This window comes from Mesorhizobium sp. Cs1321R2N1, from assembly GCF_037179725.1.
GTDB lineage: Bacteria > Pseudomonadota > Alphaproteobacteria > Rhizobiales > Rhizobiaceae > Mesorhizobium > Mesorhizobium salmacidum.
The window spans coordinates 1-17,379 of sequence record NZ_JAPYKP010000133.1 but is presented as its reverse complement, the minus strand read 5'-3'; the positions used below and the strand labels follow the sequence as shown (position 1 = coordinate 17,379).

16 protein-coding genes are annotated in these 17,379 nt (G+C 64.3%); 8 read left to right on the top strand and 8 right to left on the bottom strand.

Annotation, left to right across the window (positions count from 1 at the left end):
- Positions 1 to 466: LLM class flavin-dependent oxidoreductase (locus O7A61_RS25445; protein ID WP_337132168.1), on the top strand; the 466-nt coding region annotated here is incomplete at its 5' end.
- A gap of 58 nt (positions 467 to 524) precedes the next feature.
- Here the strand turns inward: O7A61_RS25445 and O7A61_RS25440 are convergent.
- Entirely contained in the window at positions 525 to 1,337 is an 813-nt protein-coding gene (locus O7A61_RS25440; protein WP_337132167.1) for a helix-turn-helix domain-containing protein, read from the bottom strand.
- 124 nt (positions 1,338 to 1,461) lie between these two features.
- The gene (locus O7A61_RS25435; RefSeq protein WP_027143807.1) at positions 1,462 to 2,028 is read right to left on the bottom strand and encodes a carboxymuconolactone decarboxylase family protein; all 567 of its coding nucleotides are present in this window, start codon (positions 2,026 to 2,028) and stop codon (positions 1,462 to 1,464) included.
- 294 nt (positions 2,029 to 2,322) lie between these two features.
- On the opposite strand from O7A61_RS25435, the gene O7A61_RS25430 reads away from it, so the two are divergent.
- From O7A61_RS25430 to O7A61_RS25415, 4 genes are all read left to right on the top strand, one after another.
- Positions 2,323 to 3,492, top strand: a complete 1,170-nt coding sequence (locus O7A61_RS25430) for an AI-2E family transporter (protein ID WP_337132166.1) — start codon at positions 2,323 to 2,325, stop codon at positions 3,490 to 3,492.
- A 70-nt stretch (positions 3,493 to 3,562) separates the two neighbouring features.
- Positions 3,563 to 4,396 (top strand): arylamine N-acetyltransferase family protein, encoded by an 834-nt coding sequence (locus tag O7A61_RS25425; protein WP_337132165.1) that lies wholly within the window; start codon positions 3,563 to 3,565, stop codon positions 4,394 to 4,396.
- The gene (locus O7A61_RS25420; RefSeq protein ID WP_337132164.1) at positions 4,393 to 5,394 is read left to right on the top strand and encodes an LLM class flavin-dependent oxidoreductase; all 1,002 of its coding nucleotides are present in this window, start codon (positions 4,393 to 4,395) and stop codon (positions 5,392 to 5,394) included. Before O7A61_RS25425 ends, O7A61_RS25420 begins: the two co-directional genes overlap by 4 nt.
- A gap of 80 nt (positions 5,395 to 5,474) precedes the next feature.
- The gene (locus tag O7A61_RS25415; RefSeq protein WP_337132163.1) at positions 5,475 to 6,269 is read left to right on the top strand and encodes an inositol monophosphatase family protein; all 795 of its coding nucleotides are present in this window, start codon (positions 5,475 to 5,477) and stop codon (positions 6,267 to 6,269) included.
- A 52-nt stretch (positions 6,270 to 6,321) separates the two neighbouring features.
- Here the strand turns inward: O7A61_RS25415 and O7A61_RS25410 are convergent, their stop codons facing one another.
- A complete protein-coding gene (locus O7A61_RS25410) occupies positions 6,322 to 7,341 on the bottom strand; it encodes a LacI family DNA-binding transcriptional regulator (RefSeq protein WP_337132162.1) in 1,020 nt (339 codons plus the stop codon).
- Positions 7,342 to 7,560: 219 nt separating this feature from the next.
- Here O7A61_RS25410 and O7A61_RS25405 point away from each other — a divergent pair, with 219 nt between their 5' ends.
- From O7A61_RS25405 to O7A61_RS25395, 3 genes are read left to right on the top strand one after another with little or no spacing between them, the layout of a single operon-like run.
- A complete protein-coding gene (locus O7A61_RS25405; RefSeq protein WP_337132161.1) occupies positions 7,561 to 9,147 on the top strand; it encodes a sugar ABC transporter ATP-binding protein in 1,587 nt (528 codons plus the stop codon).
- Complete coding sequence (locus tag O7A61_RS25400) at positions 9,144 to 10,457, top strand: ABC transporter permease (RefSeq protein ID WP_337132160.1); 1,314 nt, start codon at positions 9,144 to 9,146, stop codon at positions 10,455 to 10,457. The genes O7A61_RS25405 and O7A61_RS25400 overlap by 4 nt, the downstream gene beginning before the upstream one ends.
- On the top strand, positions 10,454 to 11,422 hold the full coding sequence (locus O7A61_RS25395) for a substrate-binding domain-containing protein (RefSeq protein WP_027143800.1): 969 nt from the start codon (positions 10,454 to 10,456) through the stop codon (positions 11,420 to 11,422). The genes O7A61_RS25400 and O7A61_RS25395 overlap by 4 nt, the downstream gene beginning before the upstream one ends.
- Before the next feature lie 46 nt (positions 11,423 to 11,468).
- On the opposite strand, the gene O7A61_RS25390 is transcribed toward O7A61_RS25395, so the two are convergent.
- The 5 genes from O7A61_RS25390 to O7A61_RS25370 all read right to left on the bottom strand — a co-directional run.
- Complete coding sequence (locus tag O7A61_RS25390) at positions 11,469 to 11,930, bottom strand: MarR family winged helix-turn-helix transcriptional regulator (protein ID WP_337132159.1); 462 nt, start codon at positions 11,928 to 11,930, stop codon at positions 11,469 to 11,471.
- A complete protein-coding gene (locus O7A61_RS25385) occupies positions 11,927 to 12,511 on the bottom strand; it encodes an amino acid synthesis family protein (RefSeq protein ID WP_337132158.1) in 585 nt (194 codons plus the stop codon). The genes O7A61_RS25390 and O7A61_RS25385 overlap by 4 nt, the downstream gene beginning before the upstream one ends.
- Positions 12,504 to 13,388: a UPF0280 family protein gene (locus tag O7A61_RS25380; RefSeq protein WP_337132157.1), complete on the bottom strand. Its 885-nt coding sequence runs from the start codon at positions 13,386 to 13,388 to the stop codon at positions 12,504 to 12,506. Before O7A61_RS25380 ends, O7A61_RS25385 begins: the two co-directional genes overlap by 8 nt.
- Positions 13,388 to 14,923 (bottom strand): 6-hydroxynicotinate reductase, encoded by a 1,536-nt coding sequence (locus O7A61_RS25375; protein ID WP_337132156.1) that lies wholly within the window; start codon positions 14,921 to 14,923, stop codon positions 13,388 to 13,390. Before O7A61_RS25375 ends, O7A61_RS25380 begins: the two co-directional genes overlap by 1 nt.
- Positions 14,920 to 17,379: molybdopterin cofactor-binding domain-containing protein (locus O7A61_RS25370; protein WP_337132155.1), on the bottom strand; the 2,460-nt coding region annotated here is incomplete at its 5' end. The genes O7A61_RS25375 and O7A61_RS25370, both read right to left, overlap by 4 nt.

Below are 17,379 nucleotides of genomic sequence, written 5' to 3'. Positions count from 1 at the left end.
CATCGGCGGCGAGCCGGCGCGCTTCGCGCCGCTGTTCGACCTCTACCGTGAGGCAGCCAAGCGGGCCGGCAGCGATCCGGCAGGGTTGGCCACCAGCATCAACGTGCATGGCTTCATCGCCGAGACGACCGAGCAGGCGGCGGACGACTTCTACGGCCCGCAGGCGGAAGTGATGAACCGCATCGGTCGAGAGCGCGGCTGGGGCCCGACATCGCGCGCGCATTTCGACCAGTCGCGTGGTCCCAATGGTGCCCTGTTCGTCGGCAATCCGGAGCAGGTGGCGGAAAAGATTGTCGCCCAGCACAGGATCTTCGGCAACGACCGCTTCCTGCTGCAAATGGCGATCGGCGCCATGCCACACGCCAAGATCATGAAGGCGATCGAGCTTTACGGCACCAAGGTGGCGCCGGTCGTGCGCAAGGAAACGGCGAAACCCGCGCCGGCCGTGACGGCGCCTGTCGCGTGAACTTAATGAGGCTCCGCAAGGATTGCCCCTGGTTCCATTGGCCCTCCGATAGGCCTGCTTATCGCTTTGCCCGGTGCGAGGCCGTATCCATCATCGCGGCATGATGGATTTCGGTCGCCTCGTCGGCCGGGAACATGCACTCGATGCGCAGTTCCTGGGCGGCGACGGTTTGGGGGGTACCCACCGTGGTGACCATCGAAAAATAGTTCAGGCGGCGACCGTCCTTGATGAAGCCAAGCGGAATGACCGGCATGAAGCCGATCGCCACCGGATTTTTCCAATCACTGTTCACGTCCGGATAGGCGAGCAGCGCCGCCAGCAACTCCTCGGTCTTTTCGTCGACGACGCGGCCGATGGATTCGCGATAGACCCGCTCGAACAGGCTCCGCGCCACGTCAGGCCAATTGGCGACGAACGGGCGTATGCCTTCGGGATCGAACATGAGGTGGAGCATGTTGCGCGGTCCTTCACGAGCGGCCATGTCGAGAAAACAGCCGAAGAAGAGCGGCGCGGCCTCGTTGGTCATCAGCACATTCCAGTACCGGTCCATGACCAGCGCCGGATAGGGTTCATGCTGCCGCAAGATGCGCGTCAGGGCATCGGTCACGCTCTTCATTTCCACGGAATCCCAGGCGCCTTCGGAAAACATCGGCGCGTAGCCTGCCGCCAGAAGCAAGGCGTTGCGCTCGCGCAAGGGGACATCGAGCGCCCGGGCGATCGCCATCAGGGTCTCGCGGCCGGGAACGCTGCGTCCGCTTTCGATGAAACTGATCTGCCTTTGCGAAATGCCGGTATCGAGGGATAGATCAAGCTGACTTCTGCCACGCACATCGCGCCAGTAACGCAAGAGCGTGCCCAGGTCGGGCGTCATAGCCGTTCCGGGATTTGTCCTCATAGCCCGCTGTCCTCGCAGTCCCTCGAACGATACACGCCGATGCGATCAGGTATTGATCGACGGCGCTTGGCACCAGCCGGTCCATGCGCCGTCGATCGGGTCAGGCCGCCATCGCGGCGGCGGGAGACCATGCCTGCGGCTGGAAGCGTTCCTCGATCGGCGTGCCAGCCATGTTGGTGGTGGTCGCCGCCATGGTGGAGACGCCGACACCGGTTACCACTTCCAGGATCTGGGCCTTTGAATAGCCCGCCGAAGTAAACGCATCGATGTCCGCGTCGCTCACGTTTCCCTTGTTTTCGATCAGCGCCCTCGTCAGCGCCGAGAGTGCCGCATATTTCGGGTCCGACGGCAACCTGCCATCCCGGATCGCCTTGACTTCGCTTTCGGCAATCCCGTCCTCGATGGCGAATGTCGAATGCGCGGCGACGGTCCAGGGGCATTTGATGGTGACCGCGTTGGTCAGCAGCAGCACCTGCTTCTCGATCTCATCGAAGCTTCCGCCGTGAAAACTGCCGAAGCTGCTGACGAAACCGTTGAGGAGAACCGGGTTGTTGGCCATCGTCGCCATGACGTTCGGAAGAAAGCCAAACCTCTCCTCAAGCGCCTTCAAAGCGGGCCTGGATTTCTCCGGCGCCGACTCGGTTGTTTGAAGGGTAAATCTTTGCATCGTGATGTCCTCTTTCAGGGTAGGGCGTAGTCGCGCGGGCGATATCCTCGCCACGCCAGCCTTGCGATCCCACGGTTGCGAAGGCCTGCACCCGTACTAGGCCCGCCAGGTGCCCGGACTCAATTACACGGCATGTAATACGGAACACTCGCAGCCGAGCTGTTCGTGAGCTATCGGCGGCAGGACCCCGCAACGACGGCCGTGCCATCGCTGCCGGCTAACGGAACCTTGAAGCCGTGCCGACGTTTCCGTGTGCGGATTGCATCAGTTGTGGTGTGCCGCCGAGGGACCACGATGAAAGCCGAATCCGCCGCTTTGGGCGCAGGCGTAGCCGAAGCTGAAGTGTCGCGTGTGGCGACGCGCGCCGATACGCGCCTGATGCGCTCGCTGCTCATCGGCATCTTCCTGTTCATGACCGTCTATGCGCTCTATTTCGCGCGTGCCTTCTTCATGCCGGTCATTCTGGCCTTCCTGCTGACGCTGACACTGACGCCGATCGTGCGGCTGCTGCGCAAGCGCGGCATTCCCGAAGTGATTTCGGCGACGCTTCTGGTGCTTGTGTCCATCATCGTCTTCGCGAGCGCCGGCTATGTGCTCAGTGGCCCCGTCATCGATCTCATCAACAACACCTCGTCCATCGGCCAGCAACTGACCGAACGGTTGGCGCAGTTGCGGCGTCCGGTCGAGAGGATCATGGACATCGCGCACCAGATCGAAGGGCTGACCGAAACATCGCAAGAACCGGGTGTGCAAAAGGTCGCGGTAGCGCAGTCGGGCTTCTTCTCGTCCGCGGCGAGCAACATTCTGTCGGCCGGAACAAGCCTGACCATCATCTTTGTGTTGTCGCTGTTCCTGCTCGCCTCGGGCACGATGTTCTACGAAAAGATCATCCAGTCCTTCGCCAGCCTCACCGAGAAAAAGCGGGCGCTGCGCGTCGTCTACGATGTCGAGCGGGAAATCTCGCACTACCTGCTCACCGTCACCATCATCAACACCGGCCTCGGCACGGTCATCGGCCTCGGCCTGTGGGCCCTCGGCATGCCCAATCCTCTGGTCTGGGGCGCGGCGGCCGCTCTGCTCAATTTCCTGCCCTATGTCGGGGCCATGATCACGCTTGTCCTGGTCACGGTCATCGCGCTGATCAGCTTCGACACGATCGCCTATGCGTTATTGGCGCCTGCCTTCCTGGTATTGTGTGACGTCATCGAAGGCCAGTTCGTGACGCCGATGGTGGTCGGGCGGCGGCTTGAGATCAACGCCGTGGCGATCTTCATCGCCATCGCATTCTGGTCATGGCTGTGGGGCTTCGTCGGCGCGCTGATGGCGGTGCCACTGCTGGTCGTCGTCAAGGTGTTCTGTGACCATTTCGAGAGCCTTAGCCATGTCGGCAATTTTCTCGCCGCCCAACATACGGCGGTCATCGAGGAGGAAGCCGACGAGCAGGACGGCACGGCCGCCGGCTAACCGGCGTACGGTTTGCGGCGGCGGGATCGAATGCCTATATCCGCCCGATCAGTGCCTGGTGCCCTTCCCGATGAACGACGCTCCCTTCGACCTCGACGCCTATTTCGCCCGGATCGGCCATGCCGGGTCCAGGGATGTTTCGCTCGACACGCTGAAGACGCTCCATTTCCTGCATCCGCAGGCGATCCCCTTCGAGAATATGGATCCGTTTCTGGGGCGACCGGTCCGATTGGACGCCGCATCGCTGCAGGACAAGATCGTCCTTGCCGGGCGTGGCGGCTATTGCTTCGAGCACAATCTCCTCTTCATGCATGCGCTGAAGGCGCTTGGCTTCGAGGTCGGCGGCCTTGCCGCGCGCGTGCTCTGGGGTCAGAGCGAGGACGCGATCACTGCGCGCAGCCATATGCTTTTGCGCGTCGAGCTCGATGGCCGGACCTATATAGCCGATGTCGGCTTCGGCGGCCTGACCCTGACCGCCCCGCTGCTGTTCGAGCCTGGCCTCGAACAGACGACCCCGCACGAAACGTACCGCATCGCCGAAACCGGCGATCACTTCCGCCTGCAGGGCGCCATCGGCGGCGACTGGCGCTCGCTGTATCGCTTCGACCTGCAGCCGCAATATGAAGTCGACTATTCCATCGCCAATTATTTCCTGTCGACCAATCCGGCATCGCATTTCCTGACCTCGGTTTCGGCGGCGCGCGCCGCGCCCGACCGGCGCTACGGGCTGCGCGGCGATCGCCTGTCCATCCATCACATCGATGGCCGCACCGAGCAGAAGCATATCGCCACTGCCGCCGAGCTTGCCGACATGCTGGAAGGCCAGCTCGGCGTCACCATTCCCGACCGCACGGCCTTCGAGGCCCGGGTGCGCGAGAAGAAGATCGTGGAGACCAGCATATGACCGAACTTTCCGTTCTCGACCTGTCGCCGATCGTCGAAGGCAGCGATGCCTCGCACTCGCTTGCCAATTCGCTCGATCTCGCTCGCCACGCCGAGCGGCTCGGCTACAAGCGCTACTGGCTGGCCGAGCACCACAACATGCCAGGCATCGCCAGTGCGGCAACGGCTGTCGTCATCGCCCATGTCGCCGGCGGCACCAAGACCATTCGTGTCGGCGCCGGCGGCATCATGCTGCCCAATCATGCGCCGCTGGTGATCGCCGAGCAGTTCGGCACGCTGGCCGCCTTGTTTCCCGGCCGGATCGATCTTGGCCTCGGCCGGGCGCCCGGCACCGACATGAACACGGCGCGGGCGCTACGCCGCAACCTCGAGGCCGGCGTCGACAATTTCCCGCAGGATGTCGTCGAGCTGATGGGGTATTTCCTGCCCGCCGAGGAGGGCCAGCGCCTGCGCGCCGTGCCCGGCGAAGGCCAGACGGTGCCGATCTGGATTCTTGGGTCGAGCCTCTACGGCGCGCAGCTCGCCGCCATGCTCGGCCTGCCCTACGCCTTCGCCTCGCATTTCGCGCCGGCGGAACTGGACCACGCGCTGGACATCTACCGTTCGCGCTTCCAGCCGTCCGAGCAACTCGACAAGCCGCATGTCATGCTCGGCCTCAACGTCTTTGCAGCACCCACCGACGCCGAGGCACGACTGCTGTTCTCCTCGCTGCAGCAGGCCTTCGTCAATCTGCGCACCGGCAGGCCCGGACGATTGCCGCCGCCCGTCGAGAATTATGATCGCGATCTCGACCCGATGGCCAAGACCATGCTCGGCCAGGCGCTGTCCTGCGCCGTCGTCGGCTCGCCGGAAACGGTCCGCCAGGGCATCGATGCCTTCGTGCGCCGTACCGGTGCCGACGAGCTGATGGTCACCGCGCAGATCTTCGATCACGCCGCCCGCGTGCGCTCCTTCGAGATTTTGGCCGAGGCTCACGAATCTCTGTCACAGGCCGCCTGAAACGAATAAGCCGCCAGCCGCTTTTGCCGACGTCGATGCTCTGCTAAACGCGGGTATCCTTCGCAACAGCGAGCCTTGCCTTGCCCCATGATCTCGATAGACGCGAGCAGTTTGCCATCGATCTGGCGCGGCGTGCCGGCGAACTCGGCCTGAGATATTTCCGCGATCTCGACAGCCTGACCATCGAAAGCAAGGGCCATCAGGATTTGGTCTCGCAGGCGGACCGCGAGGTCGAGCTGTTCATCCGCGCGGCAATCGCCGCCGACTATCCGCAAGACGGCATCGTCGGCGAGGAGCACGCCTCGGTCGCCGGCTCGACAGGCCATGTCTGGGTGATCGACCCCATCGACGGCACCGCCAATTTCGTCCGCGGCATTCCGGCCTGGTGCGTGGTGATCGCCTGCGCCCGTGATGGAGAGACGATCGTCGGCGTCATCCACGAACCCTCGACCGGCGAGACCTTCCACGGAAGGCTGGGCGGCGGCGCCTTCGTCAACGGCAGGCCGGTCAAGACAAGTGCGGCGGCCAGCCTGGAAGAGGGCTCGGTGGGCACCGGCTTCTCAAACCGGGCGGAGGCCGAAACCATCGCCGTGCTGATCAAGAAAATCCTGGCCGAGGGCGGCGTGTTCTTCCGCAACGCGTCCGGCGCGCTGATGCTTGCCTATGTCGCCTCGGGGCGGCTGCTCGGCTATGTGGAAGAACACATGAACCCGTGGGACTGCGTGGCCGGCATGCTGCTGATCGAGGAAGCCGGCGGCACGATCCTGAAGGCGGATCCGAAGACGGTGCTGCAGAACGGGACACAGGTCATCACGGGCGGCAAGGGCGTGTTTTCGAAGCTGCAAGAACTGTGTTCTGGTGTTTTCACGTCCTGATCAATCTCAGGAAGCACGACGTTATCCGAAAACCGATTCACACTTTCGGCATTTAGGCACTCACGCTCTGCACCACCTCCCTCAGCGGCCGGCATGAATTGCGGATCATCAATCGGCCCTTGAGGACGAGCTTGCGCGGTGGCGCATCCCGGTTGCCGGCGAGACGGTCGAGCAGCAGATTGGCCGCCTGTTCGCCGATCGCCTGCACCGGCTGCGCCACCGTGGTCAGTTGAGGCTGGAACACGTCGGACCAAGGAAAATCGTCGAAGCAGGCTACCGAAATATCCTCCGGACAGGACAGCCCGATGTCGCGGATCGCCTTCATGGTTCCGATCACCATCGGGTTGTTGGCCGAGAAGATCGCGCTTGGCCGGTCATGCAGCGACAGCAGCTGCATGGTTGCGTTGTAGCCGTCGATCTCGTGGAAATTGCCGGAGCGAACCAGCTCTTCGGACACCGGCAAGCCGGCGGCCTGGAGCGCCTCGCGATATCCGGTCATGCGGTCATGCATGGGTGAAATATCCGAGGTGCCGGTAATGTAACCGATGCGGCGGTGGCCGAGATTGATCAAATAGCTCATGGCGTCGAACACCGCGCGCTGGTTGTCGAGTACCACGGCGTCGGTGTCGATGCCCTCGCACAGACGATCCATCAGCACGACAGGCACATTGGCGTCGGCGACGATCCGCTTGAGGATCGCACCGTCCCCGACGCGCGCCACGATCAGCCCGTCGACCATGCGGTCGAGCAGCAGCCTGATCTGGTCGTCCTGGGTGTTCAAATCCTCGTCGGTGCAGCACAGCATGACGGCGTAGCCGGCGCGGTCGAAGGCCTGCTGGATGACCGAGACGACATCGGTGAAGAAGGGGTTGGTGATGTGCGGAACGGTCAGGCCGATGGTGCGCGTCGTGCCCACCTTCAGGCTGCGGGCGATGGCGTTGCGCTTGTAGCCGATATCGCGGATCGCCTGCTCGATGCGGGCGCTGAGCTCGGGGCTGACGGTCGCCGTGCCGTTGATCAACGCCGACACGGTGGCGACCGAGACACGCGCCGCTTCAGCCACGTGAAGCATGGTGGGTGCGGTGGATTTGCGGTGTTTTTTTCGCCCTGACGCTGTCATTTTCGAAACGTTTCGCCACCCCTTGCCGCCAATACCTACGGAATCTTGCCGTTTTAGGCAAGAATTGAAATGCATCAAAGTTGCGCTACTCCCATATCGGCTTGACATGATCGAAACGTTTAGATTAGCGTTCGCGTAGCTGACGAGGACGGAAGGGAGGCCGCCATTGTCATGGAACAGAACAATTCCCTTTCCTCGACGCGCAGTGCGGCGTCGGATCGCTCGGACATCGTTCTGAGTGCCGAGCATATTTCCAAGAGTTTTGGCGGCATCACCGCCCTGGTCGACGTCGGCTTCGAATTGCGGCGCGGCGAAGTCCATGCCTTGATGGGCGAGAACGGCGCCGGCAAGTCGACGCTGATGAAGATCCTGTCCGGCGTCTATACCGGCTACGAAGGCACGGTCAGTATCGACGGCCGGCCGGTCAGCTTCGCCGGCGTGCGCGATGCCGAGGACGCGGGCATCGCCATCATCCACCAGGAACTCAATCTGGTGCCGGAACTGAGCGTCGCCGACAACATCTTTCTCGGCCGCGAGAAGCTGATCGCGGGACTGATCGTCGACCGCAAGGCGAGCAGCCGCGCGGCAAGCGCCCTCCTGCAGCGGCTCGGCATCGAACTTGATCCGGAGGCACGCGTCGGTGCCTTGCGTGTCGGCGAACAGCAGCTGGTCGAGATCGCCAAGGCGCTGTCGATGTCGGCGCGCATGCTGATCATGGACGAGCCGACCTCGGCACTGTCCCCGGCCGAATGCCAGCGGCTGTTCCGCATCATCGGCCAGCTTGCCGATAGCGGCGTCGCCATCGTCTACATCTCGCACCGCATCGACGAGGTCATGCATCTGGCCGGCCGCGTCACCGTTTTCCGCGATGGACGCCATGTGCTGACGCGGCCGATGGCCGAGCTTGACGAGAATGCCATCATTTCGGCGATGGTCGGACGGGACCTGCTCGCATCCTCTCACGACGAGCGGGATCCCGGCGACAGGACCGTGCTTTCGGTCAGCGACCTGTCGCTGTCGAAACCCGACCGCCAGGGCTGGCGGCAGGTGATCGGCGGCGTCAGCTTCGATCTGGCCGCCGGAGAGATTCTGGGCATTGGCGGCCTGCTGGGCTCCGGCCGCACCGAGATCATGGAAGCGATCTTCGGCGCGAGCGATGGCCGTGCCGGCGGCGAGATCAGGCTCGACGGCCAGCCGGTGGATATCCGCTCACCACGCGATGCGCGGCGGCTGGGCATCGCGCTGGTCACCGAGGACCGCAAGACGCAAGGCCTGCATCTGCAGGCCTCGATATCGGACAATGTGGCGCTGCCGCTGGTCGGCGCGCTGGCCCGCTTCGGCATCCGTTCGCTGGCCGGCGAACAGGGGCTGGCGCGGCGGGCGGTCAAGGCGCTCGGCATTCGCTGCCGGGATATTGACCAGCCCGCCGGCACGCTGTCGGGCGGCAACCAGCAGAAGGTCGTCATCGGCAAATGGCTGGCGACGAGGCCAAGGGTGCTGTTGCTCGACGAGCCGACGCGCGGCATCGATGTCGGCGCCAAGCGCGAGATCTACGACCTCATCTTCCGGCTGGCGCGCGATGGCCTTGCCATCGCCGTCATCAGCTCCGAGCTGCCGGAATTGCTGCATCTTTCCGACCGCATCCTGGTGATGGCCGATGGCCGCCAGACAGGCATCCTTTCCCGCGACGCGGCGAGCGAGGAGGCCATCATGCGCCTCGCGGCGCCGCGCCGGACCCTATCGAGACCCGCCGCATGACCGCACTGAAACTCCTGTCCCGCACCAAGCTCTATTGGGGCCTGATCGCCATCTTCCTGATTGGCGTTCTCGGCTCGCCGGTGAGTTCCAAGGGCAACAACATCTTCCTGTCCTATGGCAATCTGCTCGACGTGCTGCGCCAGGTGTCGACCACCGGGCTGATCGCGACCGGCATGACGGCGGTGATCATCACCGGCGGCATCGACCTTTCCGTCGGTTCGCTGATGGCCATCTGCTCTGTGGTGTGCGCCATGCTGCTGACGGTTCCCGGCGTGACGCCCGGCGTCGTGCTGGGCGTGCCGACCGTTGCGCTGGTTGCGCTGTGCCTCGGCATCGTCGTCACGCGCTTCATCTTCCTCAATGTGGAGAAATCCCGCGCCGGCGCGGATGCCGCCGCGCGCGATGTCAGGCTGGACACCATTCGCGGACTGGTCACGCCGGCAATCGTCGGCGTCGTCCTGTGCTGCCTTTCGCTCTGGTACCTGCTGCCGCAGATCGAGCCCAAATTCGGTGTTCTCGGTGTGCTGCTGGTGGCGCCCTGCGTCGGCCTGCTGTTCGGCGCCATCAACGGTTTCATCATCGTCGGCGGGCGGCTGCAGCCCTTCATCGTCACGCTGGCGATGATGGTGACGGCGCTCGGCATCGCCCGGCTCACCGCCGGCCAGAACAATGCCGTGCTGCCGGTCTATACCGGCTCCAACGCCACCGCCGACTTCGAGCTGCTGCGCTCGCTGGTGTTCGGCGTCATCCCCATGCCCGGCCTGTTCTTCCTCGGCGCCATCGTCATCTATGGCGCGGTGCTGCGCTTCACGCCGTTCGGCCGCTATGTCTATGCCATCGGCGGCAATGAGGAGGCGGCCCGGCTTTCCGGCATCGCCGCCGGGCGCGTCAAGATCGCCACCTACGCCATATCAGGCCTGCTCGCCGGTATTGCCGCGGTGCTCTACGTGGCGCAGTACCGACAAGGCAAGCCCGACGCCGGCGCCGGGCTGGAGCTCGACGCCATCGCCGCCGTGGTCATTGGCGGCACCAGCCTAATGGGCGGGCGCGGCAGCCTGATAGGCACCTTCTGCGGCGTGCTGATCTTCGGGCTGCTCTCCAACATATTGCAGCTCCACAACATCAATTCGAACCTTCAGCTGGTGCTGAAGGGGATGATCATCATCGGCACCGTGCTCGTGCAGGAGCGCAATGCCGGTGATCTGCTGGCCTATCTGCGCCTGCCTGGAGCGGCGCACAAGGAAACGGCCGCCGCAAAACGGCCGTCGCAAGAGACACCGTCTCTCAATCTCGGAGGAAACAAGAAATGAAGCGACGTGACATGCTGAAGCTTGCCGCACTCGGCGCGGCATTGCTGACCACCACGGCACTGCTCTCCACCGGCCATGCCTTCGCCCAGGATAAAAAGTGGAAGATCGGCTTCTCGCAGGTGACCACCATCGAGCCCTGGCGCGCCCAGTTCAACAAGGACATCATTGCCGAGGCCGCCAAGCATCCGGAGGTCGAGCTGATCATCACCGATGGCGAGGACAAGACCGAGAAGCAGGTCGCCGACGTCGAGAACCTGATCCGCCAGGAGGTCGACGCGCTGCTGGTATCGCCGAAGGAATCGGCTGGCCTGACCGGCGTCGTGCAGCAGGCGATCGACGCCAAGATCCCGGTCTTCGTGCTCGATCGCAATGTCGACACCAAGGACTACACGCAGTTCGTCGGCGGTGACAACAAGCTGATCGGCCGTGCGGCCGGTGAATATGCCGTTGAACTGCTCGGCGGCAAGGGCAAGGCGGCAGGCAATGTGGTCGAGATCTGGGGGGGCATGGGCACCCAGCCGGCGCATGACCGTCATGACGGCTTCCATGAATTCACCGACAAGGAGCCGGGCATCAAATATCTGCTCGACCAGCAGTCGGGCGACTGGAAGCAGGACCAGGCCTACAATTTGATGGCCAACGCGCTGAAGACCAACGAGAAGATCGATCTCGTCTACGGCCATAACGACCCGATGGCCTACGGCGCCTATCTCGCCGCCAAGGATGTCGGCCGCGAGAAGGACATCAAGTTCATCGGCATCGACGGCCTGCCCAACGAAGGCGTCCAAATGGTGAACAAGGGTGAGCTGACGGCGACGTTCACCTATGTCACCCCAGGTGCGGAAGGCTTGCGCCAGGCGATCAAGTTCCTCAAGGGCGAGAAGGTGGAAAAGACCATCACTCTGCCGACGGAGAAGATCACCAAGGAAAACGCCGCCCAGGTGCTGAAGGACAACGGCCTCTGAGGCGATGCTCTTCTGCCGGGCGCTGATGGCGCCCGGCAGAATCAATCTACGCCAGCTTCGCTAGCAGCTTCATGAAAGTGGCGGCCTCCTTGGCCGTGAGCGGCGCCAGCGTTTCTTGCGTGATCTCCCTTGCAAGCGGGATCAGGCGCTCGATCGCGTCGCGGCCCTCGGCCGTCAGGTTGACCAGCAGCCGCCTTTTGTCGACTTCATGCCTGGAAAGCTCGACCAGACCACGCGCCTTCAGCCGGTCGATGACGCCCTTCACCGTCGCCGCGTCCATGGCGATCAGCGTGCCGAGCTGGTTCTGCGATGTCTCGCCGACATCGCGCAGCTTGGCCAGGGCCGCGAATTGCGGCGGCGTCAGATCGGCGATACGGGCGGCGAAGATCGAGACATGGCGCTGGTGCGCCTTGCGCAGGATGAAGCCGACCTGTTCCTGCAGCAGGTAGTCGTGTTCGTCGGCCTCTTCGGCCTCGACCAGCTTGAGCAGGTTGTCCCCGCCGCTCACCGCAACCCGTCCCAGGCTTTTATGTCGTCCGCCGCGAGGCCACCCATGCGGTTATGGACGCGAGGGCCGCAGGTCATGGCGAGGCAGAACAGGATCTCGTCAGGACGCGGGCCATCGCTGATGCCGACTTCCATGGCGTCGAAATGGCTCCGCACATAGGCGGCGTTGATATGGCCGAGCGGCACGTCGAGCTTTGAGCCGAAGGCGCCGACCTTCTTGGCCGAGGGCACAATCGCCTTGGCATTGCCCAGCCGCTCGCGCATCGCGTAGCCGCCCGGAACGTGCCACAGCGCACCATGTTCCAGTTCGCCCGCGGTGCCGACGATGGCGCCCTTGCCGTAACCGTCAATCTGTTTGATGTCGCCGCCGAGTGCTGCGATCAGCCGGTCGGCGAGCAGCAGGCCGAGCGGCTTCAGATCGTCCATGGCGCTTTGCAGATCCTCGACATAGCGCCCCGCGAACGGGTTCTTGACCACGGCCATGGCGGCGGCACGCCGGCGCGGCACTTCTGCGACTGGCCCGCCTTCGTGAAAGATCTCTTCGCTCAGCACCGCGATCTTGCGGATCGGAAATTCAGGCATGGGCAACTTCCTCCGGTTCATGCTTGTTGGACGCGGCCAGTGCAACGGAGCCGCTGATACGGGCTTCCCCGCCAAGAAACAGCGCCGATGCGGCAATCAGGCCGCGCCGACGAAAATCTTCGGCGACGGCAAGACCATTGTCCAGCGCCCGCGCCACCTCATCAGGTGCAAGCTTGCCGACGCCTTGTGTCACCAGCCGCGCGCCAAGATCGCTGTCGGGCGACAGCTCGCGTGCGGGAATGCGCCTGATGGCGGGATTGCCGGGCAGGTCCACCGCGTTGGCGATGAGCGTCGCCGCCGCGTCGGCCTCGGCGCTGGTTCGCGCGAGCACGGTGACGGCATCGGCAATGCCAAGCGAGAAGGAGCGGCCACGCCAGCCGCTTGTTGCGACACCACGCACGCCATCTTCCGCGCGGATCGTGATCCGGTCGGCCATGCCGTTGCCGGTGCCGGCGACCGCCAATCCCATCGACCGGCCGTTGTCGATGTGGATGGCACTGTCGCCGCCATTGTTGACATAGGCGCGATCGAGCTTGCGGCCTGCAAGCAGCGCGGCGATCATTTCGTCGGCTACCGATCCGGCAACGGCCGCCATCGGTGTGATGAAGCATTCCGCCAGGGGCATGACGGCTGCTTCCATGCGACGCGCCGTCGGGCCGGCGAAGGCGCGCGGCGCCAGGAAGAATGCCGGGAGCCGCAGTTCGGGAAGCTCCTCGACCAACTCGATCAGAATCGTCTGGAAGCGTGCGACGGCCTGGGCATAGGCGGCGCGACACTCATCAGTCTCACCGAAGGCCTCGACGATCAGGTCGATCGGCCCATGGTTGAGATGCAGCCGCTTCCCGTCCTGCAGCCAATGCGCTTGCGGGCCTTCCATCATCCGGCCCCACCCGCGCGGCGCAACTGCGCCAGCGGCGGCCATGGATTTTGGGTTGCAGCATCCGTGCCGCGCCGGGGATTGAGATACTCGCCGCCCTTGGCGACGATGTCCGCGACGCTGCGTATCTCCGCCTCGTAGCCGCCGAGCCTGACGTAATCGTCGCGACGCAGGGTGAATTCGATCGGCGCCACCAGTGCCGGCGTCGGCACATAGCCGAAGGCGCCTTCCGGAATCCTGGTGACATCGACCATCAGCGTGATGCCGCCGCCCGGCCAGACATAGACCGGCGCCCCGCCCACGGTGACGTAGGTGGTCAGGCCTTGCACGGAGCGGGTGAGATTGACCGGGTTTTCGGTGACGCCGGCGCGCAGCGAGCCGCCGGCGCCGCCAATGAACAGCACGGTGCACAAGGCCGGCTCGCAATTGTCCTCGATCAGGTTGACCGATTTCCGCAGCCGATCGGGAAACGGCTTCTGCACCGGTTTCAGCTCGTCGTCGAGCTCGTAATAGGCGAACTGCTCTCCGGTGGTCGAAACCATCAGCAGCGACAGGCCCGGGCGCGCGCCCTTCTTGGCATTCCACTCGCCGAGGATCGACAGCGGATCGGAAATACTGGTGCCGCCCCAGCCTAGGCCTGGCTCCGAGACCTTGAAATAACGGCCCGGTGTCGACCGGCGGCCGATGATCTTGATGCCGGTATCCTGCCAGCCCAGCACCTTTCCCGCCTGGTGTTCGGAGACGACGCCGGTGATGTGGTCGTCGACCACCACGACCTCGTCGACCAGCCCGCGCCATTGCGTGGCGAACATGCCGATGGTTGCCGAACCGCAGCCGACGCGCATGCGATGTTCCTGCTTGCCGTCGATGACGGGCGGTTTGCCGGCTTCGACAACGACCGTGGCGCCGCCGTCTATGCTGAGCTCCACCGGTTTGCGGTTGCACAGATTGAGCAGCGCGTCGCAGGTAGCGCGGCCTTCCGCCTTGGAGCCGCCGGTCAGATGATGCACGCCGCCCAGCGACAGCATCTGCGAGCCGTATTCTCCCGTCGTGACATGGCCGATCGCCTCACCCTCGGCCCGCACAATAGCCGTTTCGGGTCCGATATGGCGGTCGGTGTCGATCTTCACCTTGACGCCGCAATAGGAGAAGATGCCCTCGGTGACCACGGTGACGAGATCGACGCCCTCGACTTCCTGGCTGACGATGAAGGGAGCGGGTTTGTAGTCGGGATAGGTGGTGCCGGCGCCGATTGCCGTGACGAAGCGGCGGCCGGTGTTGACCAGTTCGCCGTCCCACTGCTCGCCCTCGGCGACAAAGGGCACCATGGCGGCGCCGGTCTCGGCCGCATGGTCGAGGATGGTCAGCGGGTCCATGCGCACGATCCGGCCCGCGACATTGCCGTAGCGGTCGCAGGCGCCGGTGCGGCCGTCAGCGATGTAGCACATGACGGGACAGGCATCGCAGCGGATCTTTTCCGCCACCAGCTTCTCGCCGGGATCATGGGTTTCGAAGCGTTCCGCAAGCTCGCTCATGTGCGTGCCTCCTTCTCGCGGATGGCCGCCAGGATGCGGCTTGGCGTTGCCGGCACCTTGGTGACCAGCACGCCGGTGGCGTGACGGATGGCGTTGAGGATCGCCGGCGCCGTCGGGATCAGCACGTGCTCGCCCAGGCCCTTGGCGCCGAATGGCCCTTCAGGATCGGGGACCTCGATAAGGATGGTCTCGATCGGTGGCACGTCGCCAATGGTCGGGATGAGATAGTCGTGCAGGTTCTCGGTGCGGCCGGGTATGTATTCTTCCATCAACGCCATGCCTATGCCTTGCGCGATGCCGCCTTCGATCTGGCCCTCGACCAGCAGCGGATTGATCGCCTTGCCGACGTCATGCGCGGCGATGATCCTGATCAGCTTGACCGTGCCGAGCTTCAGGTCGACCTCGAGTTCGGCGATCTGCGCGCCATAGCCATAGACCGCATAGGGCTTGCCCTGCCCCTTGGCATTGAGCGGCAGCGTTGGCGGGTCATAGGTCTCCTCGGCACGGAAGACGAAGCTGTCGGCATCCATTTCGAGCGAGGCAAGATCAATACGGCGCGTCGCCTCGCCTTCACGGATAACGATCGCCGGGCCATCCAGTTGAAGGGAAGCCTTGTCCGAGACATTGGCAAAGCGCAGGATTGTTTCACGCAGGGCGCGGCCCGCCTTCTCGGCCGCCTTGCCGGTCACGAAAGTCTGTCGCGAGGCCGAAGTCTTGCCGGCGTCGGGGCTGACCGCCGTATCGGCACTCATCAACTGGAATTTTTCCAGAGGCAGGCCGAGCGCGTCGGCGCAAATCTGCGTGATGACGGTGTTGGAGCCCTGGCCGATATCGACCGCGCCCTGGTGCAGGATGACCGCGCCGTCGGCCGCGATGCCGACCCGGATGGTCGACGGATTGGGCAGCGATGTGTTGCCGCAGCCATACCAGCACGAAGCGATGCCGACGCCACGCTTTCTATCGATACCGGCACCGTTGAAAGCATCCGCATCGGCCGTCGCCCGCGTCCAATGCGGCCGCAGCGCTTGAAGGCATTCGGCAATGCCGACGCCAGACTCCAGAAGCTGCCCGGTAACCGTTTCGGAGCCGTTCTGAAGACAGTTCTTCAGACGAAAGTCGAGCCGGTCCATGCCGAGCTTGCCGGCGAGTTCGTCATACAGCGTCTCTTGCATGATCGTCGCCTGCGGCACGCCGAAGCCACGGAAGGCCCCGGCAATCGGGCCATGGGTGTGGATTGCGCGGCCCTCGGCACGGTAGTTCGGCGTCGCATAGGGGCCGGAGGCGTGCACCGGCACGCGGTTGGCGACCGTCGGACCCCAACTGGCATAGGCGCCGGTGTTGAAATCGCCTTCGAAGACCATGCCGGTGACGTAGCCGTCGGCGTCGGTGCCGATGGTGGCCTTCATCCGCGCCGGATGGCGCTTGGTGGTCGACATCATGGATTCGTTGCGGGTGTAAGCGAGCGCCGCCGCCCGCCCGGTCTTCAGCGCCACAAGGCCGATGAGAGGTTGCAGGGAAACGTCGAGCTTGGAGCCAAAGCCGCCGCCGGTTGCGGTCGGCACGATGCGCACCTTGTCGACGGCGAGGCCAAGCACCTTCGCCGTCTCGTCGCGGTCCATGTAGGGCGCCTGTGTGCAGGCGACGACGACCAGCGTGTCGCCGTCTAGATATGCATAGCCGGCTTCCGGTTCGATATAGGCGTGCTCGACATAGGAGGTGTCGATCGTGCCGCTCGCGGTGAAGGCCGCACTGGCAAGTGCTAACTCGGGATCGCCGCGTTCGACGAAGCCCTTGGTCAACAAATTGGCTGGGCGGCTTTCGTGGATCAGCGCCGCACCTGCGGCCTGCGCGTCGCAAGGCTGGAGAACATGTGGCAGCTCGGTCCAGCGGACAGGGAAATCCGACAGATCGAGATCGAGCATCGCCTCGCGCTCGCCGGCGATCAGGGCGACCGCCTCGCCGCGAAGCCGGGCAACGCCCTCGGCCAGCGCCGGCTGGTCGGCGAACGGGCCGATAACGCCAAAGCAGTTCTTGCCCGGGATATCGGCGGCCGTGAAGACGCCCGCAATACCGGGATGGCGGCTTGCCCAGCCATCGATGTCGCCGAAGGCGAAGCCGGCATGATAATGCGGCGAGCGGATCACCAGCACGGCAAGCGCATCGGCCGGGAAAGAATCGCCACCGAATTTCTCGGCCCCGGTCACTTTTGGTACACCGTCGAGCCTGACCGGTGACGCGCCGATGGCGTGGCCGGACCTAGGCAGACGGAAATCCAGGCTCGCGGCCTGGAGGGAAGCCTCCATCACCGCCGCGATGATCTTCCGGTAGCCGGTGCAGCGGCAGAGGATCCCGCCCAGCGCATCCTGCACTTCGGTCTCGGTCGGCCTGGGTTTCGCGTCCAGCAGCGCCGTTGCCGCGACCAGCAGCGCCGGCGTGCAGATGCCGCATTGCGCGGC